We start from the raw sequence: 24,939 nt of genomic DNA on the forward strand, positions 1-24,939 counted from the left end.
GACCTGTCAATACCCTGAGCCCATCTCTATTTCATTCGAACCGCGAGCATCTTGCATGGGACCAGAGTAACGAGCTTTGCATGGGACCGGAGTAACGAGCTTTGCATGGGACCAGAGTAACGCGCTGAAGCGCGAACTCTGGTCGACAGCTGAAGCGCGAACTCTCGTCGACAGCTAAAGCGCGAACGCTGGTCGACAGGCGCGCCGCGCTGAAGCCCTGGCCAGGCGGGCGCACCGCCCATGGCCGCTCAGCGGGCGAGCAGGGTCAGCTTTTCCTTCACGTCCTTGAACTCGTCTGCCTCGGGCAGCGGAGCTTTGGTTTTCGTGATGCTGGGCCAGCCTTTGGCGAGATCGGCGTTCAGCGCGATGAAGTCCTGCTGGTCGCCCGGCACGTCTTCTTCCGCGTAGATGGCGTTCACCGGACATTCGGCGACGCACACAGCACAGTCGATGCACTCATCGGGGTCGATCGCGAGGAAGTTGGGACCTTCGCGAAAGCAGTCCACCGGGCACACATCAACGCAGTCGGTATAGCGGCACTTGATGCAGCTTTCGGTCACAACGTGAGTCATTCAGGCAGCTCCTGCATGCGGTATCTGGGGAGGCGAAACGCCAAAAGCGCTATTGTAACGTAACGTCAAGTGGCGTATGCAGCGGTGGCCCAACCGGTTTATACGTTTTCGTGATTAGTTTATGGCGCCTCAGGCAGCCGGGCCGCCGGCGCGATATGGCCGTGCGCATTCGGGTAACATGCGTCAGGTCGGCGCGCCGGGGCGTGCCGCAGGCGCATGGGCCCGCTGAGGCCTTCCGTTTCTCCTGCAGTCGGTTCGTACCATCATGATTATTACTTCACTGCTCGATACTGATCTGTACAAGTTCACGATGATGCAGGTGGTTCTGCATCATTTCCCTGCCGCGAGCGTGGAATACCGCTTCCGCTGCCGGACCCAGAACGTCGACCTCGTGCCGTATATCGAGGAGATCCGCGAGGAAGTGCGCAAGCTGTGCGAGTTGCGCTTTACCGACGACGAACTCGACTACCTGCGGCGCATGCGCTTCATCAAGGGCGACTTCATCGAGTTCCTCGCGCTCTTCCATCTGAACGACAAGTACATTTCGATCACGCCTTCGCCGAAGGGCAACGGCGAAATCGACATCGAGATCAAAGGTCCGTGGCTGCACACGATCCTGTTCGAGATTCCGGTGCTGGCGATCGTCAACGAGGTCTACTTCCGCAATACGCAGCGGGAGCCGGCCTACGGCGAAGGCCGCGAGCGTCTCTCCGAAAAGATCAAGCTGCTCGGCGCACGCCCCGAATTCGCGGACTGCAAGATCGCCGATTACGGCACGCGGCGCCGCTTCTCGAAGCGCTGGCACGAAGAGGTCATCCTCACGCTGAAAGACGATCTCGGCGAACAGTTCACCGGCACGAGCAATGTCTTTTACGCCATGAAGCACGGCCTGACGCCGCTCGGCACGATGGCGCACGAGTATCTGCAGGCCTGCCAGGCGCTCGGACCGCGGCTGCGCGATTCGCAGATCTACGGCTTCGAGATGTGGGCGAAGGAATATCGCGGCGACCTCGGCATTGCGCTCTCGGACGTGTACGGCATGGAAGCGTTCCTGCGCGATTTCGACATGTACTTCTGCAAGCTGTTCGACGGCGCGCGCCACGACTCCGGCGATCCGTTCGAGTGGGGCGAGCGCCTGCTCAGGCACTACGAAGCGAACCGCTGCGACCCGCGTACCAAGATCCTGGTGTTCTCGGACGCGCTGGATATCCCGAAGGTCCTGCAACTGTACGAACGCTTCCGCGGCCGCTGCAAATTGGCGTTCGGCGTCGGCACCAACCTCACCAACGACCTGGGCTATAACCCGCTGCAGATCGTGATCAAGATGGTTCGCTGCAACGGCCAGCCGGTAGCCAAGCTGTCGGATTCGCCGGGCAAGAACATGTGCGACGACAAGGCCTATCTCGCCTATCTGCGCCAGGTGTTCGGCATCAAACAGCCGGACGAGGAAGTGTCGAACTAAGGTTCGCGGCGAACGCGCTTCGTGTGCCCACCCTGGCCATCCGGACGAGTGTTTGCGCGCGGGGTGGCCGGTATAATCCTCGCGATGCCGCACGGCTATCGCAACGGCAACCTCGCGAGGACTTCGCCCATGGATACATCGATCGCCCGCCGCAACATTCTCGCGCGCATCCGCGCGGCGCAGGGGCGCGACGCCGAACCGGCGGTCTCCGAGCGCGAGGCCGTCGCCGACTATCTCGCACGTCATCCGCAAGGCCCGCGGCCGCCCATGCCGGACGATCTCACCGCACGCTTTATCGAGGAGGCGCAGAAGCTGGCCACCAGCGTCGAGACCGTCGAGGCCTTGAGCGAAGTGCCGGCCGCTGCGCATCGCTATCTCACGCAGCAAGGCTTGCCGGTGCAGGCAATTGCCTGGCAAACGCTGCAGGATCTCGGCTGGGCCGCCGCGGGTCTCACCGTCGAATTCCGCAAACCGCAAGACAGCGACGTGGTCGGCATCACAGGCTGTTTCTGTGCGACTGCGGAGACTGGCACCCTGGTGCTGTTGTCCGGGCCTGAAACCTATGCATCCGCGGGGTTGCTGCCTGAGACGCACATTGCTATCGTGCCGGCCTCGCGTATCGTCGCCGGTCATGAAGAGGCATTCGATCTGATCCGCAGTGAGCGTGGCGAACTGCCGCGCGCGGTTAACTTCGTATCGGGTCCGTCGCGCACCGGCGATATCGAGCAAACCATCGTGCTCGGTGCACACGGGCCGTATCGGGTCCATGCGATCGTCGTGCGCGGCGCGTGAGCGCCATGCATGGCCGTTTTGTCCGCACCCCGCGTGCCCCGTACGCTTTTCATAAGCGCCTCGCTTAGCCTGGAAAACCAAAGGATTCGAATATGACGCGACATGCCGGATGGACGAGCATGGGGCTCGTCGCCGCACTCGCACTGTGGTGGCCGCAACTGGCATCGGCGGCGACGCTCGACGGCGCGGCGCTGTCGGCGTGGTGGAGCTTGCCGTTCGCCGGCGTGCTGTTGTCGATCGCGGTGTTTCCGCTCATCGCGCCGACGTTCTGGCATCACCATTTCGGCAAGATCGCAGCGGCATGGGCGGTCCTGTTCCTCGTGCCGTTCGCCGTCGCGTTCGGCGCGGGCGTCGCATGGGGCACGTTCGTTCACGCGATGCTCGAAGAGTATGTGCCGTTTATCGTGCTGCTGACCGCGCTCTACACCGTGGCCGGCGGCATCTGCGTGCGTGGCAACCTGCACGGCACGCCGCGCATGAATACGGCGATCATCGCGCTGGGCACCGTGCTCGCAAGCATCATGGGCACGACCGGCGCCGCCATGCTGCTGATCCGGCCGCTGCTGCGCGCCAACGACAATCGCAAGCATGTCGTGCACGTCGTCGTGTTCTTTATCTTTCTGGTCGCCAATGCCGGCGGTTCGCTGTCGCCGCTCGGCGACCCGCCGCTGTTTCTCGGCTTCCTCAACGGCGTGAGTTTCTTCTGGACTACCACGCATCTGGCGTTGCCGATGCTGTTTGTCTGTGCCGTGCTGCTAGTGACGTTTTACGCGCTCGATTCGTACTATTACCATCGTCGTGAAGAGGAGCGCTCGCGGTTTCTCGATCCGACGCCCGATACGCCGCTCCTCGGCATCGACGGCAAGATCAACTTCGTGCTGCTCGGCGCGGTGATCGCTCTCGTGCTGATGAGCGGCCTGTGGAAACCGGGCATCGAATTCGACGTATTCGGCACGCACGTCGCCTTGCAGAACGCGGTGCGCGATGTGGCGCTGATCGGCGTCACGCTGCTGTCGCTGGCTGTGACGCCGCGTGCGGCGCGCGAGGGCAATGCCTTCAACTGGGCGCCGATCGAAGAGGTGGCCAAGCTGTTCGCCGGCATCTTCGTGACGATTGCGCCGGTCATCACGATCCTGCGCGCCGGCGACGCGGGCGCGTTCGCGGGCATCGTGCATCTGGTCAACGATGCGTCCGGCCAGCCGCACGATGCGATGTATTTCTGGGCGACCGGTTTGCTCTCGTCGTTCCTCGACAACGCGCCGACCTATCTGGTGTTCTTTAATCTGGCCGGCGGCGACGCGCAGACCTTGATGACCCAGGGTGCAACCACGCTGGCCGCGATTTCGGCCGGCGCGGTATTCATGGGCGCGAACAGCTATATCGGCAACGCGCCGAACTTCATGGTGAAGGCGATCGCGGAATCGCGCGGCGTGCGCATGCCGGGCTTTTTCGCCTATCTGATGTGGTCGGTCGCGATCCTGGTGCCGGTGTTTCTCGTGACCACCTGGTTGTTCTTTTAGCGGTTGATGACGACGGGACCGCTGACGGTTCCGTCGCGCTATTCGGAGAATTGCAATGCAAAAGATCCTGGTTGCCCGTCCGATTTTTCCGGATGTAATCGAACGCCTCAAACAGCATTTCGAGGTTGACTGGAACAACGGCGAAGTCCTCTCCGCCGAAGAACTGACGCGCCGCCTCGCCGACAAGGACGGCGCGCTGACCGCCGGCGACCCGGTCGGCGCGGCGGTGCTGGCCGCGGCGCCGCGGTTGCGGGTGGTGTCGAACATGGCCGTCGGCTACAACAACTTCGACATGGCGGCGTTCAATGCCTCGAACGTCCTCGGCACCAATACGCCGGACGTGCTGAACGAATCCACCGCCGACTTCGGCTGGGCGCTGATGATGGCCGCGGCGCGCCGCGTGACGGAGTCCGAACATTGGCTGCGCGCCGGCAAATGGCAGAAGTGGGCCTACGACGGTTTTCTCGGCACTGACGTATATGGCTCGACGCTCGGTGTGATCGGCATGGGGCGCATCGGCCAGGCGCTGGCGCGCCGCGCCCGCGGTTTCAACATGCAGGTGATTTATCACAACCGCTCGCGGGTCGCGCCTGAGATCGAAGCCGAGCTGAACGCGCAGTATGTGTCGAAAGCGGAGTTGTTGAAGCGGGCCGATCACGTCGTGCTCGTGTTGCCTTATACCAAGGACAACCATCACACCATCGGCGCCGCGGAACTCGCGCAGATGAAGCCGACCGCGACGCTCACCAACATCGCGCGCGGCGGCATCGTCGACGATGCGGCGCTCGCTGAGGCCTTGCGTGCCAAACGTATCGCGGCGGCGGGGCTCGATGTCTACGAAGGCGAGCCGAACCTGAATCCGGCCTTGCTCACGGTGCCGACTGTCGTGCTGACGCCGCATATCGCGAGCGCCACCGAATCGACCCGGCGCGCCATGGCCAATCTCGCCGCGGACAATCTGATTGCGGCGCTCGGCGAGGGGCCGAATGCGGGACGTCCGGCGAACCCGATCAATCCTGACGTGATCGGCAAGGCCCGCGCATGACGATGATTTTGCTTGCGGCGGCGGTGGTGGTGCTGGCTGTCGCGTTGGCGATTGCCTTGCTGATCCTGATGCGCGGCGGCCGCCACGGCGATCTGGAAGCGCAACTCGACGGCCTGGGCGACCACATCGGCTCGACGGGGCAAGCGCAGACGCGTGCGTTCGAGCGGCTAGAGCGCGAGTTGCGCAGCGAGATCGAGCAAACCGCCCGCGTCTCGCGTACCGAACTGAACGGCGGCTTCGCGCAGTTTCAGCAGACGCTAGCCGCGCAGTTCACCAGCATGACGACGCTGCAGAGCGGCAAGATCGACGGCTTCGCGCAACAGCTTGTCAAGCTGACCGAAACGAACGCGCTGCAACTCGAGACGACGCGCCAGAGCTTGCAACAGCAGGCCCAGCAGGCGCGCGACGAGCAGGGCGTGGCGCTGCGGCATTTTGGCGAGACGCTGACCTTGCAATTGGGGCGGCTGACCGAGGCGAACGACCGCCGCTTTGCCGAAGTGCGCGCGACGATCGAACAGCGTCTGAAGGACATCGAAGCGAACAACTCGGCCAAACTCGAAGAGATGCGCCGCACGGTGGACGAGAAGCTGCATGCCACGCTCGAACAGCGCCTCGGCGAATCGTTCAAGCAGGTGTCGGATCGCCTCGAGCAGGTGCATCGCGGACTGGGCGAAATGCAGACGTTGGCTGCGGGCGTGGGCGATCTGAAGAAGGTGCTGACCAACGTCAAGACGCGCGGCACGTGGGGCGAGGTGCAGCTCGAGGCCTTGCTCGAACAGTTGCTGACGCCGGACCAGTATGCGAAGAATGTCGCGACCATACCGAAGAGCGCCGACCGGGTCGAATTCGCCATCAAGCTGCCGGGCCGCCAGGACCCGGATGGTCCCGCCGTGCCGGTGTGGTTGCCGATCGATGCGAAATTCCCGCGCGAGGACTACGAACGCCTGATCGATGCCCAGGAGCGGGCCGACCCGGTGGCGGTCGAAGACGCGTCGCGCGCGCTCGAGGCGCGGATTCGCGCCGAGGCCCGCGCGATTGCGGAAAAATACGTTTCGCCGCCGCACACCACGGACTTCGCACTGCTGTTCTTGCCCACCGAAGGACTCTACGCAGAAATCCTGCGCCGGCCCGGGCTCACGGATATGCTGCAGCGGGACTACCGCGTGACGATTGCCGGCCCGACTACGCTCACCGCTTTGTTGAATAGTTTGCAGATGGGTTTCCGCACGCTCGCCATCGAGAAGCGTTCGAGCGAAGTCTGGCAGGTGCTGGGCGCGGTGAAGACCGAGTTCGGCAAGTTCGGCGACGTGCTGGCGAAGACGAAGTCGCAGCTCGAAACGGTGACCCGTTCGATCGAAGCCGCCGAGACGCGCACCCGCATGATGAACCGCAAGCTGCGCGATGTCGAAGCGCTGCCGGGGGATGAGGCGAGCGGTCTGCTAGGGGACGCGCTGCTCGGCGCGGATGGGGACGAATAGCGAGAGACGTACGCTCTCAGCGGACCTTCACCCGGCGTTCACTGCCGCCGTTCCCGCCAGCTTTTCCAGCGCTTCGCCCGTGATGCGCACGACGCGCCAGTCGGACAACACGGTCGCGCCCATCTTCTCGTAGAAGCTAATGGCCGGCTGGTTCCAGTCGAGCACCGTCCATTCGAAGCGGCCGCATTGCCGCTCCACGGCCAGCGCGGCCAGTTCCTTGAGCATGCGGGTGCCGAGACCGCTGCCGCGCTGCGTCGGTTGCACGTACAGGTCTTCGAGATACAGTCCGCGCCGGCCCAGAAAGGTCGAGAAGTTATGGAAGAACAGCGCGTAGCCGACAATGCGGCCGTCTTCTTCCTGCGCGACCATGGCTTCCGACGACGGCCGCGCGCCGAATAGTGCATCGTGCACACCGGCTTCGGTGGCGACAAACAGATGGGTCAGCTTTTCGAACTCGGCCAGCTCGAGCATCAGCGAAAAGATAGCGCCGACGTCGGCGGGTGTGGCGGCACGGATCGTTGCACTCATTACGCTTCCTCGGGTACGTCGCTCAACTGGATCTCGATGCCGCCGAAACGCGAGGCCACCCAGTTATAGGCATGGCAGGCAATCCACAGCAGCACGAAGCCGAGGATCGCATTGAGCAGCAGTGCGCTGAACACGGTGCTCAGTTCGACCGAACCATAGCGGATAAAGGCAACCAGCACGCCGAGCAGCACGATAGGCACGCTGAAGGTCAGATACACCAGGATCAGCGCCTTGGCGGTCTGTCCCGGCGCGATGAAAGAGATCTGTTTTTTCATGTAGGTCAAACCCGTTGGTCGTAGGTAAAGAGTAAGGGGTAAGGAGTTCGGAGCGGGCAACCGGCGGGGGCGTCAGATCAGGCCGTCGAACAGCATGATGTCGACGTTCTCGCCGGGGGCGACGTCAGCGCGCTCGTGTTCGAGCACGATAAAGCAATTCGCTTCGCTCATCGAACTGAGCACGCCGGAGCTTTGCGAGCCGGTTGGCGTGACATGCCACTGGCCGCGGGCGTCGCGTTCGGCGACGCCGCGTTGATACTCGGTGCGGCCGGCGCGCTTGCGGATCACCTCGCGGCTGGCGGCCTGCAGGAGCGGCACCGGTTGCGACGTGGCGCCGGACATGACCAGCAGCGCCTCGCGCACGATCTGATAAAACGTGACCATTACGGCGACCGGATTGCCCGGCAGACCGAAGAACAGGGCGGGCAGGCCAAGGCCCGGCCGGTCGCCCGACCAGACGCGGCCAAACGCGAGCGGGCGGCCGGGGCGCATGGCGAGCGTCCAGAACGCGACGTCGCCGAAAGTCTGCACCAACTGCTTGGTGAAATCCGCTTCGCCGACCGAGACGCCGCCCGAGGTCAGGACCACGTCGGCGCTGGCTGCGGCGCTGCGCAGCGCGGCTTCGAGCGCGGCAGGCTGATCGCGCACGACGCCCAGGTCGAGCGTGTCGATATTCATTCGGCGTAGCATCGCAAACAGCGTGTGGCGGTTGCTGTCGTACACGCAGCCCGGTTCGAGCGGCTCGCCGAGCGAACGCAGTTCGTCGCCGGTCGAAAAGAACGCCACGCGCAGACGCCGCCGCACCGGCACTTCGCCGATGCCGAGCGACGCGATCAGACCGAGGTCCGATGCGCGCAGGATGCGACCGGCGCGCAAGGCTGCGCTGCCGCGGGCGAGGTCTTCGCCGGCGAGACGCCGGTTGGCGCCCCCGCGCACGGCAGAGGCAGCGAACTGAACGGTCTCGCCACTGCGCGTGACCCGTTCCTGCGGCACGACCGTATCGCAACCGGCCGGCATGCAGGCGCCCGTCATGACCCGGACGCATTGCGTGAGCGCCACGGCGCCGCCGAACGGGTGACCGGCCAGCGCCTTGCCAGCGACCGTGAGTTCGACGGTGGCGGATGCATCCGCGAGCGCGGCGCTCTGGAATGCGTAGCCGTCCATGGCCGAGTTGTCGTGGGCAGGCACGTCGCTTGGCGAGACGATGTCTTCGGCCAGCACGCGGTTGAGCGCGTCGTGCAGCGGCACGCGTTCAACGGCGGCGACCGGCGTGGCCCACTGCCGCACGATCGCCTGCGCGGCCGTGACCGGCAGCGCATGAGGATCGTACTGGGCGACGCAGTTGGAAAATTCGTTAAGCGTGGTCATGAATGGAGGAGCGTCGCGACCGGAAACGGTCGGCCGGATCCGGCGGCCGCCGTGCGGCTGGAGCAGGGCATCGGCTACAACCTCCGCGGCGTCTCAGTGACGCTCGAGGTCGGCGAGCTCCTGCAAAGAATTGATATTGTAAAACGCGCGCTCATCGGCAAAGGCGACTTCCACCGTCTTGTGGCGCGCGTACCACGCGCGCACCTTACGTTCACCCGCGTCCAGAAAGGCGGCCAGGTCGTCGGCGAGGCTCGTGCGCAACAACGCGAAGACGGGATGAATCGACGTCTGTCCGTGCGCGTCGGTGGTGGTGACGGTGGCGATATCCGCGCCGTGCGCGTCGAGCGCCTCGCCGAGCCGCGCGGCAAGATCGGCCGGCAGCCCGGGCGAATCGCACGGCGCGCTCAGCACGAAGTCCGTGCCGGCGGCGCGCAGACCGGCCAGCAGACCCGCCAGCGGTCCGGGAAAGCCCGCCAGGGTGTCGGCCACGACGGCCGCGCCGAACGGCGCGCCGAGCCCGGCATAGACCTCGGCGTGGCGGTTGGCGCTGAGCAGGAGCGGCCCGGTTTGCGGAGCGAGCCGCTTCAGGACGTGCGCCGCGAGCGGCTCGCCGTGCAGCAGTTGCAGCCCTTTGTCGACGCCGCCCATGCGCGTGCCGCGGCCGCCGGCAAGGACGAGGCCCGTGAGGTTCGCTGGGGTGAGGTTCATGGACAAGGCAGCCTCAGCCGCCGATGTACGACATTTCGACCCGGCGCTCTTCCGGGGAATGAGGCGCGATGGCGTTGCTGCCGCGCAATTCCGAGTAACGATCGCCGCGGGCCTGCCAGATGTGGGCGAGCGCCGAGGCGATCTCGGCATCGCTTGAGCCGTTGCGCATCAGTGCGCGCAGATCGTGTCCCGCCGACGCGAACAGGCACAGATAGAGTTTGCCTTCCGTCGAAAGCCGGGCGCGCGTGCAGCTTCCGCAGAACGCGCGCGTGACGCTCGAGATCACGCCGATTTCGCCGCTGCCGTCCGCGTAGCCCCAGCGTTGCGCGGTTTCGGCGGCGCTGTGGGCTTCGAGCGGCACCAGCGGAAAGTACTCGGCAATCCGCGCCACGACTTCGGCGGACGGCAGCACTTCGGCCATGTTCCAGCCGTTCGAGGTGCCGACATCCATGTATTCGATGAAGCGCAGGATGGTGCCCGAGCCTTTGAAGTGGCGCGCCATCGGCACGACTTCCGTGTCGTTGGTGCCGCGCTTGACCACCATGTTGACCTTGAGCGGCGCGAGCCCGGCCGCCTGGGCCCCGGCGATGCCTTCGAGCACGTCGTCCACCGCGAAGTCGGCGTCGTTCATGCGGCGAAACAGGGCGTCGTCGATCGCGTCGAGGCTCACCGTCACACGGGTGAGACCGGCGTCCTTGAGGCTGCGCGCCTTGCGGGCGAGCAGCGAGCCATTGGTGGTGAGCGTGAGATCGAGCGGCCGGCCATCCGGCGTGGTGAGCCGCGCGAGCCGCTCGATAAGGAATTCCAGGTTTTTGCGCAACAGCGGCTCGCCACCGGTTAGGCGGATTTTTTCCACGCCGTGGGCGACGAACAGGCGGGCCAGCCGTTCGATCTCCTCGAAGCTCAGCAGCGCGCTATGCGGCAGGAACCCGTAATCCTTGTCGAACACCGCGCGCGGCATGCAGTAGACGCAGCGGAAGTTGCAGCGATCCGTCACCGAGATGCGCAGATCCCGCAGCGGACGCGACAGGGTGTCGCGCAGCACGCCGCTTGGCGTCTGCACGGGGCCGGAGACGACCGGCACTGCGCTGACATCGGCAACAGGGATGATGCGTCGGGACATGGAAGGCAGGATGGTGCTTTTAAAGGAGGCAGACTTCCATTCTAGCGGAAGGGGGGCGCGGTCATAGTGGGGCGAACGTGTGCACGAACATAACAAAAAAAGCCCGCCAGTGACGGCGGGCTTTCTGAACCAGGGGCTAACTCACCGCCCCCGGAGCGACGGCTTACTGCTGGTGCTTCGCCGTCTCGACCTGTTGCATCGGCGCGCTGTCGACCGGCGGCAGCGGCTTGCGCTCGCGCGGCACGCGGGCCGGCTTGACGGCCTGCGCAGCGGCTTCCTGCGCGGCGCGCAGCTTGGACGTGTCGGTGTTGACCCACACCAGTCCGGCGTTTTCCAGCACCGGCTGCAGGGCTTCCGGCGACAGACCGTTGCGTGCAGCTGGTTGCGCGGCGGCGACCGGAGCCGGGGCGGCTGCCTGCACCGGTGCCTGTTCGGCGACCAACGCCGGTTGCGCTGCGACCGGGGCTGCCGGAGCGGCGGCTTCGGCGTGGACCTGCGGCGCTGCTTCGGCCACGGGCTGGGCTTCTACCGGTGCGGCAACCTGAACGGCCGGCGCTACCGATGCGGCATCGCTGACGGGCGCCTGAGCGACCACCGGCTCTGCAGCAACCGGCTCAACCGCGGCCGGCGCCTGCACGGGCGCTTCAAACACCGGTGCTTCAACCGCTGCGTGCGTCGTTTCGACGGCGGCGGCTGCGGCTTCGGTCACGACCGGAGCTGCAGACACTGCAGGGGCAACCGCTGCGGCCGGAACCGGCGTCGGCTCAGGCTGTGCAACCGCCGGGGCTTCGGCAACGACGGTTTCAGCGGCCGGAGCCGGCACGAAGGCTTCCGCTTTGGCAGCCTGTTCGGCGGCCAGAACAGGCGTTTCGGTTGCGGCGTGCAGTTCGGCGACGACGGCGGTTTCCGTTGCGACCGCTGCGACGACCACTTCGACCGGCGCGACTGCCGGCGCTTCGTGACGCGGCTGTTGAGCCGGCGCTTCGCTCGCGGCGCTGGCCGTTTCATTGTCCGCTTCGGCGCTTTCGACTGCTTCAGCACCTTCGGCACCTTCCACGCCAACGTTGCCGTTCACACCTTCTTCTTCACGCTCGCGACGACCGCCACGGCGACCGCGACGGCGGCGGCGACGCTCTTCGCCTTCGCGTGCCACGGCTTCCTGATCGACCGGCGCGCCAGCTTCGAGGTTGCCTGCCTGGTTCTGAGTCAGCAGTTCCTGATTTTCGTCCTGGCCCAGCGCTTCGGCGGATTCCGGCTGTTGCTTGCGACGCTCGCCGCGTTCCGGACGCTCGCCACGCTCACGACGTTCGCCGCGTTCCGGGCGCTCGCCACGTTCGGCACGCGGTGCGCTGTCCACGGTTTCACCGCGGTCAGCACGGTCCTGGCCACGCTCGGCACGGTTGTCACGGCCTTCGCGCTCGCCACGGGGTTCGCGGCCTTCACGCGGTTCACGGTTGCCACGCGGCTCGCGGACATCACGGGCTTCGCGGCTCTCACGCGGTTCGCGGGGCTCGCGTGCTTCACGCGGCTCACGACCTTCGCGCGCTTCACGGCCTTCGCGTCCTTCCCGCTCGTCGCGACGTTGCGACGGCTGGCCCGGACGGCCGCCGACGGCAGCAGCTTCGCCGCGAGCGGCGCCGTCACGGCCGGTTGCGCCGCCACGGCGATTGCGGTTGCGGTCGCCGCCGCGCTCGCCGGTACGCTCACCACGTTCCGGACGATCGCCACGGGCCGGACGCGCCGTCTTCTCGGCGGGTGCCGGAGCTGCCGGAGCGGGCGCGGCCGGTGCCACGCCAAACAGGTTCTTCAGCCAGCCGATGAAACCGCCGCCAGCCGGCGTGACTGCGACAGGCGCAGGCGTAGCCGGGGCAGCCGGGCGAACCGGTGCGCTCGGCGCCGGCTTCTCGGGCGTGATGCCCTTGACCGCCGCTTCCTGCTTCGGCTTCACTTCTTCGGCGCGCTTGCTGTAACCGGTTTCCGATTCCAGTTCGCGGGCCGCTTCTTCGGCCATCTTCCACGAAGCACGCGGCTCGTCGAGGCGCGCATCGTCGTGACGCAGGCGTTCGAGCTTGTAATGCGGCGTGTCAAGATGCTTGTTCGGGATCAGGACGACATTGACCTTGAAACGCGACTCGATCTTGTTGATTTCGGCGCGCTTCTCGTTCAGCAGGAAGGCGGTCACTTCGACCGGCACCTGGCAATGAATTGCCGCGGTGTTTTCCTTCATCGCTTCTTCCTGAATGATCCGCAGCACTTGCAGCGCGGACGATTCGGTATCGCGGATGTGGCCCGTGCCGTTACAGCGCGGGCAGGTCACGTGGCTGCCTTCCGACAGGGCCGGACGCAGACGCTGACGCGACAGTTCCATCAGGCCGAAGCGCGAAATCTTGCCCATCTGGACGCGCGCACGGTCGTGCTTGAGCGCATCTTTCAGGCGCTGTTCGACTTCGCGCTGGCTCTTGGCCGATTCCATGTCGATGAAGTCGATCACAATCAGGCCGCCCAGGTCGCGCAGGCGCAACTGGCGGGCCACTTCGTCGGCGGCTTCGAGGTTGGTGCGGGCTGCGGTTTCCTCGATGTCGGCGCCCTTGGTGGCGCGGGCCGAGTTCACGTCGATCGCCACCAGCGCTTCGGTGTGGTCGATCACGATGGCGCCGCCGGAAGGCAGTGGCACCGTGCGCGAGTACGCCGTTTCGATCTGGTGTTCGATCTGGAAGCGCGAGAAGAGCGGCACGTCGTCGTGATACCGCTTCACCTTGCTGACATTGTCCGGCATCACGATATCCATAAAGGCGCGCGCCTGGTCATGGATTTCAGTGGTGTCGATGAGGATTTCGCCAATGTCCGGCTGGAAATAGTCGCGAATCGCGCGGATCACCAGGCTCGATTCGAGATAAATCAGCATCGGCTGACCGGCCGAACCGCTTTGCGACGCGGCTTCGATGGCGCGCCACAGTTGCATCAGGTAGTTCAGGTCCCACTGCAGCTCTTCGGCGGAACGGCCAATGCCGGCCGTGCGCGCGATGATGCTCATGCCTTCCGGCAGTTGCAGTTGCGCCATGGTTTCGCGCAGTTCCTGACGGTCGTCGCCTTCGATCCGGCGCGACACGCCGCCGCCGCGCGGATTGTTCGGCATCAGGACCAGATACCGGCCTGCCAGCGAAATGAAGGTAGTGAGGGCGGCGCCCTTGTTGCCGCGCTCTTCCTTTTCGACCTGAACGATCAGTTCCTGACCTTCTTTCAGGGCGTCCTGGATACGCGCGGAGCGCATGTCGACGCCGTCACGGAAATACTGGCGGGCGACTTCCTTGAACGGCAGAAAACCGTGGCGGTCTTCGCCGTAGTTGACGAAACAGGCTTCGAGCGACGGCTCGATGCGGGTGATGATGCCCTTGTAAATATTGCCTTTGCGCTGTTCGCGACCGGCGGTTTCGATGTCGATATCGATGAGTTTTTGCCCATCGACGATGGCTACGCGCAGTTCTTCCTGCTGCGTTGCGTTGAACAACATTCGTTTCATTGAACGGCTCCAGAGCGGCTTAGCCTGCCCACGCCTCACGTTTGTCGGACGCAAAGGACGATCAGGGCAGCGGCATGCCGCGCCTTATTGTGTTTTCACAAGCACGCTGGAGCGGGAAAAATGGCGGGGAGAATTGCCTGAGAGGGCCCGGCCCACACAAAAAGGGCGCGGTGCCGCAGGGCACATGCGAACACGGCTTCAAATAACGACCCGACACGCCGCGGGTTCTGCCGGCTGACCTTGCATCTGCCTTCGTCCACTCGCGCCGGTGCGCCAACTGGGCGCGTGACCGGAGGGTCGAAGGATGGGGTCATGCCGCAGCGGGAAGTTCGCGCAAAAGGCGCGTCTTTTCTCGCCGGGGGTGTCTCGCCTCATTTTGACGTCGCCATGTCTTGTACTTTCTACAAGACGCCTCGGGCGCACGCCGTATTTTCGCAACTGGAAGCCTCGTCCTGCAGGGCGTCAAACCGCCCGATACCAAGGCTCGCAGTTAAATTCTTTTTTACCAAAATTCCGTTTCCGCGGAGCCGACCATGACCGAACGCGCCTGTGGGCGCCGTCCCTGCCGGGTGCTGACTCCGTGCGTACAACTTGTTGCATCTCGTTATGCGGGTGAGCAACCAGACCCGGGCGCAAGTAAAATGACTGTTTATCGCTTGCACCTGCGCAGACCGCCGGAATACCGGACAATGCGCCGGCCGCCGCAGACTGCTGGGCAAATTATATTCAGAATGAAAGAGTTAGGCAAAATATCCCAGAAATCGGTCGCAAGCGACCAGGTCTCGATGATCGAGATCGACGACGGCGCGGCCGGACAGCGCATCGACAACTTCCTCCTACGCGTCTGCAAAGGCGTGCCGAAAAGCCATATTTACCGCATCCTGCGTAGCGGGGAAGTGCGTGTGAATAAGGGTCGGGTCGACGCCCAGTACCGCCTCGAGCATGGCGATCTGGTGCGCGTGCCGCCCATCCGCATTGCCCAGGGAACCGAAGCGAGTGCTCACACGCCAGTCCCGGCCGCTAATTTCAATATTCTTTTTGAAGATGACCACATGCTGGTCATCGACAAACCGGCCGGCGTCGCCGTGCACGGCGGCAGCGGCGTCGCCTTCGGGGTGATCGAGCAGATGCGCGAGGCGCGTCCGCAGGCGAAATTCCTCGAACTGGTGCACCGGCTGGACCGCGAGACCTCCGGCGTCCTGATGCTGGCGAAGAAACGTGCGGCGCTGGTCGGCCTGCACGAGCAGATCCGCGAGAACCGCATGGACAAGCGCTACTATGCGTGCGTCCATGGCGAGTGGGCGAGCGACTGGGGCCGCCGCCGGGCGGTCAAGGAGCCGTTGCATAAATATCTGACGGCGGACGGCGAGCGCCGCGTGCGGGTTCAGGCGGACGGCCTCGCGTCGCATACGGTTTTCAATCTGGTCAACCGCTGGCCGGAGTACGCGCTGCTCGAAGCGGAACTGAAGACGGGGCGTACGCATCAGATCCGGGTTCACCTCGCGCATCTGGACTTGCCGATTGTCGGCGACGCCAAATACGGCGATTTCGCGCTGAACAAAGATCTGGCGCGCAGCAATGCGCGCCCGGGGCTGAAGCGGATGTTTCTGCATGCGTACCGGCTCAAGCTGGCGCACCCGGTCACGGGCGCGGTGCTGCAGTTCGAGGCGCCGCTGCCGGCGGAATGCCGGCGCTTCATCGACCAGCTCAATGAACTGAACCAAGGGTCCAACCCGGAGACGGAACTGCATGGCTAGAGAGCAATTTGATCTGATCGTCTTCGACTGGGACGGTACCTTGATGGATTCGACCGTGCACATCACACGGAGTATCCAGTCGGCTTGCCGCGATCTCGGTTTGCCGGTGCCGGCGGACGAAGCGGCCAGCTACGTGATCGGCCTCGGCTTGCGCGACGCCCTGCAGATCGCCGCGCCGACGCTCGATCCGTCGGACTATCCGCGGCTGGCGGAGCGTTATCGCTTCCACTATCTGGTCAAGGACCAGACCACCGAGCTGTTCACCGGCGTGCGCGAGATGCTGCAGGCCTTGCGCGACCAGGGCTATCTGCTGGGCGTCGCCACCGGCAAGAGCCGTGTGGGCCTGAACCGGGCGCTCGACCAGTCGCGCCTCACGAGCCTCTTCGACGGCACCCGCTGCGCCGACGAAACCTTCTCGAAGCCGCATCCGGCGATGCTGCACGAACTGACCCGCGAGCTGGGTCAGGACGTGACGCGCACCGTGATGGTCGGCGATACCACCCATGACCTGCAGATGGCGATCAACGCCGGCGTGGCGGGCATCGCCGTCACTTACGGCGCCCATCCGGCCGCCGCGCTTGCCGCGCTCGAGCCGAAGTTCGTCGCGCCGAACGTCGCCGCGCTGTCCGCCTGGCTGCTCGAGAACGCATGAGCGCGGCCGCCATGGAACCGGTGCGGATCTGCGCCTCCGATGAACTGCTCGAAGGCGGCGCCGGGCTGCGCCGCCCGGCTAAATATGCCGGCGGCGATGCGGTGGTCTTTTTTGTCCGCTATGGTGGCGAGGCTTACGGTTATCTGAACCGCTGTGCGCACGTGCCGATGGAGCTTGACTGGGTCGAAGGCCAGTTCTTCGAATCTTCGGGCTTATACTTGATGTGCGCCACGCACGGCGCAATTTACGCGCCGGACACGGGTAAGTGTGTCGGCGGTCCGTGCCGTGGCGGCAGGCTGCGTCCCGTTCAGGTCGACGAACGGGATACGCCGGATGGCCGCGCGGTATTCTGGCTGCCGGACGACGACCTGTGTCCGGTCACCCCCTGACTCTTCGATCTGCGACGCATGGCCGACAATCTCACTCCCGATCCAAACCAACCGTCCTCAGCGGGCCGCAAGCCGACGCCAACTGATGAACCGGGCTGGGAACGCGCCGCCCTCGAACGCATTGCGCTCGCGGCCATCAGCGAGCAGCGCGCGGCGCGGCGCTGGAAAATCTTTTTCCGCTTCGTGTTCATCGTCATCGTGCTGCTGGTCGTCTGGGGCGTGTTCGACTTTTCCGGCGAGAAGGTGGCGACCACCGGGCGCCACACGGCGCTCGTGTCGCTGGACGGCGAGATCGCCGCGGATACCAACGCGAATGCCGACGACGTCGACTCCGCGCTGGAAAGCGCCTTCGACGATGCCGGCACGGCTGGCGTGATCCTGAGCTGCAACAGTCCGGGCGGCAGTCCGGTGCAGGCGGGCATCATCAACCGCGATATTCGCCGCTTGCGGGCCAAGTATCCGTCCATTCCGCTGTATGTGGTGGTGGGGGATATGTGCGCGTCCGGCGGCTACTACGCGGCAGCGGCGGCAGACAAGATCTACGTGGACAAGGCGAGCATCGTCGGCTCGATCGGCGTGCTGATGGACGGCTTTGGCTTCACGGGGCTGATGGACAAGCTCGGGGTCGAGCGGCGTCTGCATACGTCGGGCGAAAACAAGGGCTTCTTCGACCCGTTCTCGCCGGAAACACCGAAGATGGACGCGCATGCGCAGGAAATGCTCGACCAGATCCACCAGCAGTTCATCGACGCGGTGCGTGAGGGTCGCGGCAAGCGGCTGCATGAGACGCCGGATATCTTCTCGGGCCTCTTCTGGACCGGTCAGCAGAGTGTCGATCTGGGGCTGGCGGATGGCTTTGGCGATACCGATTACGTGGCGCGCGACATCATCAAGGCGCCGGATATCGTCGATTACACGGTGAAGGAAAGCATCACCGACCGCGTGGCGCGCAAGTTCGGCGCCGCCGTGGGCAGCGCCGCCGTGCATGCGATGGTGCTGGGTGGGAAGATGAGCTTGCGGTGAGGGCGGGCCGCCGCCGCTGGGCGGCGGGCGCCTCTTTCAGACGGCCAGCAGCAGGAAAATCGCCGGGCGCTTGTGCAGATCGGGCGCCGGCGTTTTTTTCCAGTCCGTCACCGTGCGGCTGACGATCGTCTCCGTTTCCAGCGTCAGATCGACCGCGACGCACACCAGTGTCGACGGCGCGCAGGTCGCCAGCAGCGTATCGAGCAGCGCCTTATTGCGATAAGGCGTCTCGATAAAGATCTGGGTCTGCTTCCCCTTGCGGGATTGCTGCTCCAGATCGCGCAGCCGCTTGGCCCGCTCCGTGGCGTCCACCGGCAAATAACCGTGAAACGCAAAGCTCTGGCCGTTCAGGCCGGATGCCATCAACGCCAGCAGAATCGAACTGGGTCCGACGAACGGCACGACCTTGACGCCGCGCTCGTGCGCCCGCCGGACCAGCAACGCGCCCGGATCGGCCACGGCCGGGCAGCCGGCTTCGGAGACCAGCCCGGCGTCGGTGCCGGCCAGAATCGGCGCGAGCAGCTTGTCGATCTCGCCCGCCGGCGTATTCACATTCAGCTCGCGAATTTCGATTTCCTGGATCGGGCGTTCGGTGCCGACCTTCTTCAGGAACGCCCGCGTCGTTTTCGCGTTTTCGCCGATGTAGTAGTGCAGCGCCGCGGCGCGAGCCCGCACCGGCGCGGGCAGGACGGCGTCGAGCGCCTCGGCGTCGCCTTCGCCGAGGGTGTTCGGGATCAAATACAGTGTGCCGCTCATTGCGCCCCCAACAGAGGAAAGCCGGCTGCCAGCAGCATCCGCGACAAAGCAATCAGCGGCAGTCCGACGAGGGCCGTCGGGTCGTCCGATTCGATCGCGTCCAGCAGCGCAATGCCGAGTCCTTCGGATTTGGCGCTGCCCGCCACGTCGTAGGGTGTTTCGGCGCGCAGATAAGCGTCCAGCGCGGCGTCGGACAGATTCCTGAAGCGCACCGTCGTAATCACGTCGAGCGTCTGGGCACTGCCGTCACGGCTATCGAACAGGCACAGTGCGCTATGAAACAGCACTTCGCGGTCGCGCATCGCCTGCAACTGGGCGAGGGCCCTGTCGTGCGAGCCGGGTTTGCCGATTTGCAGACCGTCGTAGGTGGCGACCTGGTCCGAACCGATCACGAGCGCGTGCTCGCCGGCGGGCAGTTTGGCGGCGACGGCGCGTGCTTTGGCCTCGGAGAGCCGCAGCGCGGTCGCTTCGGGCGTTTCGCCCGGTTGGGGCGTCTCGTCGACGGCGGGGACGACGACGTCGAACGGTACGCGCAGGCGTTCCAGAAGCTCGCGGCGATAGCGCGAACTCGACGCCAGAATCAGGCGCGGCGGGCGGGAAAGGGTATCCGGCATGGTGAACCAACGGCTAGAGAGGGCAGGCCGCACGGGCCTTGGCGCGTGCGGGCTTAAGTGTTTGACTCGAAAAGATAAAACGGATATGATTTTGGGCTTTTCATCGGTATGCGTGTGTTGCAACGCAGTTTCAAGCCCGTTGCCGCCACGTCGCAAACCTCGCGCGGCGTCGCTGCAATCAGGGTTTGTCTCGTAGTAGCAATGCCGTAACAGGCAGCATACTCACCATACCGATTACCCCGGCTAAATCCGTGCCGACACAGGAGCGCACATGACTCAACATCCTGGCAAACCTGTAGGTCTCGCCGACCCGCATGATCTCGATCTGTTCGAATTCGCGCGTAGTGGGCGCCAGGCCGCGGGTCTCGTGCGCGTCTCGCAACTGCCGCGCATGTTAAACGAAGTCCCGGCGGAAGCGCCAGAGCGCGAAAGCGCGTTCACCTGGCAGGCCGAAGGGGCGACGCAGCCGGAATTGCAGGACGACGGCACCGAGGGTCCGCAGCCTTATCTGAGGCTTGCGATTCACGGGTCGGCATGGCTCGAATGCCAGCGGTGTCTCACGCCGTATTTGCAGGCGTTCAACGTCGATGCGACTTACCGGATCGTCAACACTGAGGCGGAAGCCGAAGAGTTTCCGCTCGACGAGGATGAAGTCGATGTGATCGTGGGCTCAGCCCATTTCGATCTTATCGACTTGATCGAAGAAGAGTTGCTGCTGAATTTGCCGTTGGTGCCCAAGCACGAGGTTTGCCCTGAAGTGCACGAGTCTCTCGTGTCGGGGGCAGCGGGTGACGAGGGCGAGGGCGACGAAGCCGCGCAGGACGAAGCTGAAACGGGTGGCGAGCCCGCTCGGCCCAATCCGTTCGCGGCGCTCGAAGCGCTCAAGAAGGGCGGTTCCGGCGGCGAGAAGCACTGAACAGTTGCATAGGAGCGCGATGCGGCGCGTTGGCCATCCGGCCATTGGCGATTGCAGTATCGGGCTGTGTTAGAATTCGGAAAATTTTTAGGAGTTATCATGGCAGTCCAACAAAACAAGAAGTCGCCGTCGAAGCGCGGTATGCACCGCTCGCACGATTTCCTCAGCGCAGCGCCGCTGGCTGTGGAACCGAGCACGGGTGAAGTGCATCTGCGTCACCACGTTAGCCCGAACGGCTACTATCGCGGCAAGAAAGTCGTCAAGACGAAGAACGACTAATCGTTGCACTGCGTTGCGCCCCTTGGCGTTTCGCGTCGCGATCGGCTCGCTTGACACTTTCCCGGCTCGGCAAAAAGGCGGCATTCTACTGCCGCTTTTTTGTGTCCATCGCAGTTGGCGCTTTAACGCCTATTGCGATCCCATGCAGAGCGCCTGAAATTCGTCGCACTCCATGACAGTAAAGCTCACAATAGATTGCATGGGAGGCGACCACGGCCCGTCCGTGACCGTTCCCGCGGCTGTCAGTTTCGTTCGTTCGCATCCCGACGCGCAGTTGATGCTCGTCGGCATCGAAAGTGCCATTCGCGCCCAGCTCAAGAAGTTAAAGGCTGAGAGCGAGCCTTCCCTGATCGTCGTGCCTGCTTCCGAGATCGTCGCCATGGACGATCCGGTTGAAGTCGCATTGCGCAAGAAAAAAGACTCGTCGATGCGCGTGGCGCTGAACCGCGTCAAGGAAGGCGAGGCCCAGGCCTGCATCTCCGCCGGCAACACCGGCGCGTTGATGGCCGTCTCCCGCTATGTCCTGAAAACGCTCCCGGGCATCGAACGCCCGGCGATCGCGTTCGCGCTGCCCAATCCCACCGGCTATACGATGATGCTCGACCTGGGCGCCAACGTCGATTGCGAGCCGCAGCATCTGCTGCAGTTTGCGGAGATGGGGCATGCGCTCGTGTCGGCGCTCGAAGGCAAGGAGCGTCCGACAATCGGCCTGCTCAACATCGGCGAAGAGGTCATCAAGGGCAACGAGACCATCAAGCGTGCCGGTGAACTGCTGCGGGCGAGTACACTGAATTTTCGCGGTAACGTCGAAGGCGATGACATCTATAAGGGCACGACCGACGTGATCGTCTGCGACGGCTTTGTCGGCAATGTCGCGCTGAAGACGTCGGAAGGGCTCGCGCAGATGCTCAACAACATCATCAAGGAAGAGTTCGGCCGTTCGTGGCTGACCAAGGTGATGGGGGTGCTCGCGTTGCCGGTGCTGTTGCGCTTCAAGAAGCGGGTCGATCCTCGGCAATACAATGGTGCTGCACTGCTCGGCCTGCGCAGTCTCGTCATCAAGAGCCACGGCTCGGCGGACGCCTACGCGTTTGAGTGGGCGATCAAACGCGGGTATGATGCCGTCAAAAACGGCGTGCTGGAGCGCCTTGCGCGGGCGATGGAAGAGAATGCGAGTTCTCTGGAACAGGCCACGCGCGACGCAAGCGGCGCGGGTTACGCAAGCCCGGCCGCAGGCCAGCCAGCCGAGCCCTACGCTGCGCTATCCTCGAAGGCATAATGGCTCAATCGACAATTTATTCCCGCGTGCTGGGCACCGGCAGCTATCTGCCGCCCGGGCGCGTCACCAATCAGGATCTGGCAGAACGTCTCGCCAGGCAGGGCGTCGAGACGAGCGACGAGTGGATCGTAGCCCGCACGGGCATCCATGCGCGCCATTTCGCAGAACCCGATGTCACCACCAGCGACCTCGCCCTCATCGCCGCCCAGCGTGCGATCGAAGCGGCCGACATCGACCCGCAATCGATCGATCTGATCATTGTCGCCACTTCCACGCCGGACTATGTATTTCCCAGCACGGCGTGCCTGCTGCAGAACAAGCTCGGCATCAAGAACAACGGCGCTGCGTTCGACGTGCAGGCGGTCTGTTCCGGTTTCGCTTACGCCGTGGCGACGGCCGACAGTTTCATCCGCAGCGGCCAGCATCGCACTGCGCTGGTGATCGGCGCTGAGACCTTCTCGCGCCTGCTCGATTTCAACGACCGCACGACCTGCGTGCTGTTCGGCGACGGCGCCGGCGCGGTAATTCTTTCGGCCTCCGACCAGCCGGGTGTGCTCGCGAGCGCCCTGCATGCCGACGGCAGCCACTCAAACATTCTTTGCACCCCGGGCAACGTGAACGGCGGTGTGATCGCCGGCAGCGCGTTCCTGCATATGGACGGCCAGGCGGTATTCAAGCTTGCCGTCAACGTGCTCGAGAAGGTCGCGGTCGAAGCGCTTAGCAAAGCTGGCCTCGCACCGCAAGAGGTCGATTGGCTGATTCCGCACCAGGCCAATATCCGTATCATGCAAAGCACGTGCCGCAAGCTCGGCCTGCCGCAGGAGCGCATGGTCGTCACAGTGGGCGAGCACGGCAATACGTCGGCTGCGTCCATTCCGCTCGCGTTCGACGTCGCCGTGCGCGACGGCCGCATCAAGCGCGGCCAGAACATCCTGATCGAAGGCGTCGGCGGCGGCTTCACGTGGGGCGCATCGGTTATCCGCTATTGATCTGCTGAGTGAGGCGGCGCATGCGCGCCGTCTGCAGCGGTTGATTGCGTCGATCGGACCGTGTGCCGCGCGACTCTGAAATATCGAATGTTGAGGATCCTATGAAATTTGCGTTTGTTTTTCCTGGTCAGGGCTCGCAATCGGTCGGTATGCTTAATGCATTTGCCGATCACGCCATCGTGCGCGAGACGGTTCAGGAAGCGTCCGACGCGCTCGGCCAGGATCTGGGCAAGCTGATTGCCGAAGGTCCGGCGGACGACCTGAATCTCACCACCAATACCCAGCCGGTCATGCTGACGGCGGCGTACGCGATTTACCGCGCATGGACGGCTGCGGGCGGTCCGGCGCCGGCCATCGTCGCCGGCCACAGTCTCGGCGAATACACGGCGCTGGTCGCGGCGGGCGCATTGGCGTTCCGCGACGCGGTGCCGCTCGTGCGTTTCCGCGCCCAGGCCATGCAGACGGCGGTGCCGGTTGGCGTGGGCGGCATGGCAGCCATCCTCGGTCTCGACGATGACGCAGTGCGCGCGGTCTGTGCGGAAGCGGCGTCCGCGGGCGTTGTGGAAGCGGTGAATTTCAACGCGCCTGCGCAGGTCGTGATCGCAGGCCACAAGGCCGCGGTCGAGAAGGCCTGCGAACTTGCCAAGGCCAAGGGTGCGAAGCGCGCTTTGCCGTTGCCGGTCTCGGCGCCGTTCCACTCGTCGCTGCTCAAGCCGGCATCGGACCAGTTGCGCGAGTATCTGGCGAGCGTCGAAGTGCTGGTGCCGGCGATTCCGGTCGTCAACAACGTCGACGTGGCCGTGGTTAGCGAGCCGGCCGCCATCAAGGATGCGCTTGTGCGTCAGGCAGCCGGTGCGGTGCGCTGGGTGGAATGCGTGCAGGCAATCGCGAGCCAAGGTGTGACGCATGTGATCGAATGCGGTCCCGGCAAGGTGTTGGCGGGTCTGACCAGGCGCATCGACGGCAATCTGGTCGGCGCGTCGGTGTTCGATCCGGCCTCGCTCGAAGAAACGCTCAAGCTCGTGACGGCCTGAACGCCGCGCCGGCATCGCAAGACCCAACCCGCCTAACGTGCAATCAGCCCTCACGGGCAATCTGGACTACAGATGGAAAAGACTCTCGATAAGCAGATCGCGATCGTGACGGGCGCCTCGCGCGGCATTGGCCGCGCCATTGCGCTCGAACTGGCGCGCCAGGGCGCAACGGTGATCGGCACGGCAACCAGCGAAAGCGGCGCCAGCGCGATTAGCGAAGCCTTCAAGGCCGCCGGCGTGAACGGCCGCGGTGCCGTGCTGAACGTGAACGACGCCGCGGCTGCCGAAGCGCTGATCGACGGCACCGTGAAAGAATTCGGAACATTGCACGTCCTCGTGAACAACGCGGGCATCACCCAGGATCAACTGGCCATGCGCATGAAGGACGACGACTGGGACGCGGTGATCGACACCAATCTCAAGTCCGTATTCCGCTTGTCGCGCGCCGTCTTGCGTCCGATGATGAAGGCGCGTGGCGGCCGGATCATCAACATCACTTCGGTGGTCGGCTCGGCCGGCAACCCGGGGCAGGCCAACTACGCAGCGGCGAAAGCCGGCGTGGCAGGCATGACGCGGGCGCTGGCGCGTGAAATCGGCAGCCGCGGCATCACCGTGAATTGCGTTGCGCCGGGTTTTATCGACACCGACATGACGAAGACCCTGCCGGAAGAGCAGCAAACCGCGCTGAAGGCGCAGATTCCGCTTGGCCGTCTGGGCAGCCCGGAAGACATTGCTCACGCCGTCGCGTTTCTTGCTTCGCCGCAGGCCGGCTACATCACCGGCACGACGATCCATGTAAACGGCGGCATGTACATGTCGTAACGGAATTCGGTTACCATCCGCGCCGTGACGCGTTTCTC

General features: G+C 64.5%; 24 protein-coding genes. 15 read left to right on the forward strand and 9 right to left on the reverse strand.

Annotated features, from left to right (window positions below; translation table 11 throughout):
• Nucleotides 1-248 precede the first annotated feature (248 nt).
• Nucleotides 249-572 carry a ferredoxin FdxA gene (gene fdxA, locus P3T42_RS04365; RefSeq protein WP_074263818.1) on the reverse strand — a complete coding sequence of 108 codons (324 nt, stop codon included), beginning with the start codon at nucleotides 570-572 and terminating at the stop codon, nucleotides 249-251.
• A gap of 265 nt (nucleotides 573-837) precedes the next feature.
• On the opposite strand from fdxA, the gene pncB reads away from it, so the two are divergent.
• The 5 genes from pncB to P3T42_RS04390 all read left to right on the forward strand — a co-directional run bounded on the left by pncB (nucleotide 838) and on the right by P3T42_RS04390 (nucleotide 6,869).
• Nucleotides 838-2,034, forward strand: coding sequence for a nicotinate phosphoribosyltransferase (gene pncB, locus P3T42_RS04370; RefSeq protein WP_429305277.1), 1,197 nt, complete (start codon nucleotides 838-840; stop codon nucleotides 2,032-2,034).
• Between the two features lie 129 nt (nucleotides 2,035-2,163).
• Nucleotides 2,164-2,826: a LutC/YkgG family protein gene (locus P3T42_RS04375; protein ID WP_429305278.1), complete on the forward strand. Its 663-nt coding sequence runs from the start codon at nucleotides 2,164-2,166 to the stop codon at nucleotides 2,824-2,826.
• 92 nt (nucleotides 2,827-2,918) lie between these two features.
• Nucleotides 2,919-4,346: a sodium:proton antiporter gene (locus P3T42_RS04380; protein WP_074300340.1), complete on the forward strand. Its 1,428-nt coding sequence runs from the start codon at nucleotides 2,919-2,921 to the stop codon at nucleotides 4,344-4,346.
• A gap of 55 nt (nucleotides 4,347-4,401) precedes the next feature.
• A complete protein-coding gene (locus tag P3T42_RS04385; RefSeq protein WP_429305279.1) occupies nucleotides 4,402-5,391 on the forward strand; it encodes a 2-hydroxyacid dehydrogenase in 990 nt (329 codons plus the stop codon).
• A complete protein-coding gene (locus P3T42_RS04390; RefSeq protein ID WP_429305280.1) occupies nucleotides 5,388-6,869 on the forward strand; it encodes a DNA recombination protein RmuC in 1,482 nt (493 codons plus the stop codon). The genes P3T42_RS04385 and P3T42_RS04390 overlap by 4 nt, the downstream gene beginning before the upstream one ends.
• A gap of 27 nt (nucleotides 6,870-6,896) precedes the next feature.
• Here the strand turns inward: P3T42_RS04390 and P3T42_RS04395 are convergent, their stop codons facing one another.
• From P3T42_RS04395 to P3T42_RS04420, 6 genes are all read right to left on the reverse strand, one after another.
• Nucleotides 6,897-7,397, reverse strand: a complete 501-nt coding sequence (locus P3T42_RS04395) for a GNAT family N-acetyltransferase (RefSeq protein ID WP_074300337.1) — start codon at nucleotides 7,395-7,397, stop codon at nucleotides 6,897-6,899.
• On the reverse strand, nucleotides 7,397-7,672 hold the full coding sequence (locus P3T42_RS04400; RefSeq protein ID WP_074301714.1) for a hypothetical protein: 276 nt from the start codon (nucleotides 7,670-7,672) through the stop codon (nucleotides 7,397-7,399). The genes P3T42_RS04395 and P3T42_RS04400 overlap by 1 nt, the downstream gene beginning before the upstream one ends.
• A 72-nt stretch (nucleotides 7,673-7,744) precedes the next feature.
• A complete protein-coding gene (moeA, locus tag P3T42_RS04405) occupies nucleotides 7,745-9,040 on the reverse strand; it encodes a molybdopterin molybdotransferase MoeA (RefSeq protein WP_429305281.1) in 1,296 nt (431 codons plus the stop codon).
• A gap of 93 nt (nucleotides 9,041-9,133) precedes the next feature.
• A complete protein-coding gene (mobA, locus tag P3T42_RS04410; RefSeq protein WP_429305612.1) occupies nucleotides 9,134-9,748 on the reverse strand; it encodes a molybdenum cofactor guanylyltransferase MobA in 615 nt (204 codons plus the stop codon).
• 13 nt (nucleotides 9,749-9,761) lie between these two features.
• Nucleotides 9,762-10,871, reverse strand: coding sequence for a GTP 3',8-cyclase MoaA (moaA, locus tag P3T42_RS04415; protein ID WP_429305282.1), 1,110 nt, complete (start codon nucleotides 10,869-10,871; stop codon nucleotides 9,762-9,764).
• 163 nt (nucleotides 10,872-11,034) lie between these two features.
• Complete coding sequence (locus P3T42_RS04420; RefSeq protein ID WP_429305283.1) at nucleotides 11,035-14,391, reverse strand: Rne/Rng family ribonuclease; 3,357 nt, start codon at nucleotides 14,389-14,391, stop codon at nucleotides 11,035-11,037.
• Between the two features lie 731 nt (nucleotides 14,392-15,122).
• Here P3T42_RS04420 and P3T42_RS04425 point away from each other — a divergent pair.
• The 4 genes from P3T42_RS04425 to P3T42_RS04440 are packed head-to-tail and all read left to right on the forward strand — an operon-like array spanning nucleotide 15,123 to nucleotide 18,212.
• Nucleotides 15,123-16,148: an RluA family pseudouridine synthase gene (locus tag P3T42_RS04425; protein WP_429305613.1), complete on the forward strand. Its 1,026-nt coding sequence runs from the start codon at nucleotides 15,123-15,125 to the stop codon at nucleotides 16,146-16,148.
• Nucleotides 16,141-16,800, forward strand: a complete 660-nt coding sequence (locus P3T42_RS04430; RefSeq protein ID WP_074300331.1) for an HAD-IA family hydrolase — start codon at nucleotides 16,141-16,143, stop codon at nucleotides 16,798-16,800. The genes P3T42_RS04425 and P3T42_RS04430 overlap by 8 nt, the downstream gene beginning before the upstream one ends.
• Nucleotides 16,797-17,189 carry a Rieske (2Fe-2S) protein gene (locus P3T42_RS04435; RefSeq protein WP_074300330.1) on the forward strand — a complete coding sequence of 131 codons (393 nt, stop codon included), beginning with the start codon at nucleotides 16,797-16,799 and terminating at the stop codon, nucleotides 17,187-17,189. The genes P3T42_RS04430 and P3T42_RS04435 overlap by 4 nt, the downstream gene beginning before the upstream one ends.
• 18 nt (nucleotides 17,190-17,207) lie before the next feature.
• Nucleotides 17,208-18,212, forward strand: coding sequence for a S49 family peptidase (locus tag P3T42_RS04440; protein WP_074300329.1), 1,005 nt, complete (start codon nucleotides 17,208-17,210; stop codon nucleotides 18,210-18,212).
• A 36-nt stretch (nucleotides 18,213-18,248) separates the two neighbouring features.
• On the opposite strand, the gene P3T42_RS04445 is transcribed toward P3T42_RS04440, so the two are convergent.
• Both P3T42_RS04445 and P3T42_RS04450 read right to left on the reverse strand, forming a co-directional pair.
• Entirely contained in the window at nucleotides 18,249-18,968 is a 720-nt protein-coding gene (locus P3T42_RS04445; protein WP_429305284.1) for an SAM-dependent methyltransferase, read from the reverse strand.
• Nucleotides 18,965-19,582, reverse strand: a complete 618-nt coding sequence (locus P3T42_RS04450) for a Maf-like protein (RefSeq protein WP_074300327.1) — start codon at nucleotides 19,580-19,582, stop codon at nucleotides 18,965-18,967. The genes P3T42_RS04445 and P3T42_RS04450 overlap by 4 nt, the downstream gene beginning before the upstream one ends.
• Nucleotides 19,583-19,853: 271 nt before the next feature.
• On the opposite strand from P3T42_RS04450, the gene P3T42_RS04455 reads away from it, so the two are divergent.
• From P3T42_RS04455 to fabG, 6 genes are all read left to right on the forward strand, one after another.
• Nucleotides 19,854-20,498: a DUF177 domain-containing protein gene (locus tag P3T42_RS04455; RefSeq protein ID WP_074300326.1), complete on the forward strand. Its 645-nt coding sequence runs from the start codon at nucleotides 19,854-19,856 to the stop codon at nucleotides 20,496-20,498.
• 99 nt (nucleotides 20,499-20,597) lie between these two features.
• Nucleotides 20,598-20,777 carry a 50S ribosomal protein L32 gene (gene rpmF / locus P3T42_RS04460; protein ID WP_074263835.1) on the forward strand — a complete coding sequence of 60 codons (180 nt, stop codon included), beginning with the start codon at nucleotides 20,598-20,600 and terminating at the stop codon, nucleotides 20,775-20,777.
• Between the two features lie 172 nt (nucleotides 20,778-20,949).
• Complete coding sequence (plsX, locus tag P3T42_RS04465) at nucleotides 20,950-22,056, forward strand: phosphate acyltransferase PlsX (protein WP_074300325.1); 1,107 nt, start codon at nucleotides 20,950-20,952, stop codon at nucleotides 22,054-22,056.
• The gene (locus P3T42_RS04470; RefSeq protein WP_074300324.1) at nucleotides 22,056-23,045 is read left to right on the forward strand and encodes a beta-ketoacyl-ACP synthase III; all 990 of its coding nucleotides are present in this window, start codon (nucleotides 22,056-22,058) and stop codon (nucleotides 23,043-23,045) included. The genes plsX and P3T42_RS04470 overlap by 1 nt, the downstream gene beginning before the upstream one ends.
• A gap of 101 nt (nucleotides 23,046-23,146) precedes the next feature.
• Nucleotides 23,147-24,079: an ACP S-malonyltransferase gene (gene fabD, locus P3T42_RS04475; protein WP_429305285.1), complete on the forward strand. Its 933-nt coding sequence runs from the start codon at nucleotides 23,147-23,149 to the stop codon at nucleotides 24,077-24,079.
• Nucleotides 24,080-24,151: 72 nt separating this feature from the next.
• Nucleotides 24,152-24,901 carry a 3-oxoacyl-ACP reductase FabG gene (fabG, locus tag P3T42_RS04480; RefSeq protein ID WP_074300322.1) on the forward strand — a complete coding sequence of 250 codons (750 nt, stop codon included), beginning with the start codon at nucleotides 24,152-24,154 and terminating at the stop codon, nucleotides 24,899-24,901.
• Nucleotides 24,902-24,939: the final 38 nt, after the last annotated feature.

Source organism: Paraburkholderia sp. GAS38, assembly GCF_050434965.1.
Classification (GTDB): domain Bacteria; phylum Pseudomonadota; class Gammaproteobacteria; order Burkholderiales; family Burkholderiaceae; genus Paraburkholderia; species Paraburkholderia phenazinium_A.

Bases quoted from the DNA above. Each gene is read 5' to 3' on its own strand.
- P3T42_RS04450 (WP_074300327.1), bottom strand. From the start codon at position 19,582: ATGCCGGATACCCTTTCCCGCCCGCCGCGCCTGATTCTGGCGTCGAGT.
- plsX (WP_074300325.1), top strand. From the start codon at position 20,950: ATGACAGTAAAGCTCACAATAGATTGCATGGGAGGCGACCACGGCCCG.
- P3T42_RS04380 (WP_074300340.1), top strand. From the start codon at position 2,919: ATGACGCGACATGCCGGATGGACGAGCATGGGGCTCGTCGCCGCACTC.
- P3T42_RS04445 (WP_429305284.1), bottom strand. From the start codon at position 18,968: ATGAGCGGCACACTGTATTTGATCCCGAACACCCTCGGCGAAGGCGAC.
- P3T42_RS04425 (WP_429305613.1), top strand. From the start codon at position 15,123: ATGAAAGAGTTAGGCAAAATATCCCAGAAATCGGTCGCAAGCGACCAG.
- P3T42_RS04435 (WP_074300330.1), top strand. From the start codon at position 16,797: ATGAGCGCGGCCGCCATGGAACCGGTGCGGATCTGCGCCTCCGATGAA.
- P3T42_RS04375 (WP_429305278.1), top strand. From the start codon at position 2,164: ATGGATACATCGATCGCCCGCCGCAACATTCTCGCGCGCATCCGCGCG.
- fabG (WP_074300322.1), top strand. From the start codon at position 24,152: ATGGAAAAGACTCTCGATAAGCAGATCGCGATCGTGACGGGCGCCTCG.
- moaA (WP_429305282.1), bottom strand. From the start codon at position 10,871: ATGTCCCGACGCATCATCCCTGTTGCCGATGTCAGCGCAGTGCCGGTC.
- fabD (WP_429305285.1), top strand. From the start codon at position 23,147: ATGAAATTTGCGTTTGTTTTTCCTGGTCAGGGCTCGCAATCGGTCGGT.
- pncB (WP_429305277.1), top strand. From the start codon at position 838: ATGATTATTACTTCACTGCTCGATACTGATCTGTACAAGTTCACGATG.
- P3T42_RS04440 (WP_074300329.1), top strand. From the start codon at position 17,208: ATGGCCGACAATCTCACTCCCGATCCAAACCAACCGTCCTCAGCGGGC.
- fdxA (WP_074263818.1), bottom strand. From the start codon at position 572: ATGACTCACGTTGTGACCGAAAGCTGCATCAAGTGCCGCTATACCGAC.
- P3T42_RS04395 (WP_074300337.1), bottom strand. From the start codon at position 7,397: ATGAGTGCAACGATCCGTGCCGCCACACCCGCCGACGTCGGCGCTATC.
- P3T42_RS04390 (WP_429305280.1), top strand. From the start codon at position 5,388: ATGACGATGATTTTGCTTGCGGCGGCGGTGGTGGTGCTGGCTGTCGCG.
- P3T42_RS04385 (WP_429305279.1), top strand. From the start codon at position 4,402: ATGCAAAAGATCCTGGTTGCCCGTCCGATTTTTCCGGATGTAATCGAA.
- P3T42_RS04470 (WP_074300324.1), top strand. From the start codon at position 22,056: ATGGCTCAATCGACAATTTATTCCCGCGTGCTGGGCACCGGCAGCTAT.
- P3T42_RS04420 (WP_429305283.1), bottom strand. From the start codon at position 14,391: ATGAAACGAATGTTGTTCAACGCAACGCAGCAGGAAGAACTGCGCGTA.
- moeA (WP_429305281.1), bottom strand. From the start codon at position 9,040: ATGACCACGCTTAACGAATTTTCCAACTGCGTCGCCCAGTACGATCCT.
- P3T42_RS04430 (WP_074300331.1), top strand. From the start codon at position 16,141: ATGGCTAGAGAGCAATTTGATCTGATCGTCTTCGACTGGGACGGTACC.
- mobA (WP_429305612.1), bottom strand. From the start codon at position 9,748: ATGAACCTCACCCCAGCGAACCTCACGGGCCTCGTCCTTGCCGGCGGC.
- P3T42_RS04400 (WP_074301714.1), bottom strand. From the start codon at position 7,672: ATGAAAAAACAGATCTCTTTCATCGCGCCGGGACAGACCGCCAAGGCG.
- rpmF (WP_074263835.1), top strand. From the start codon at position 20,598: ATGGCAGTCCAACAAAACAAGAAGTCGCCGTCGAAGCGCGGTATGCAC.
- P3T42_RS04455 (WP_074300326.1), top strand. From the start codon at position 19,854: ATGACTCAACATCCTGGCAAACCTGTAGGTCTCGCCGACCCGCATGAT.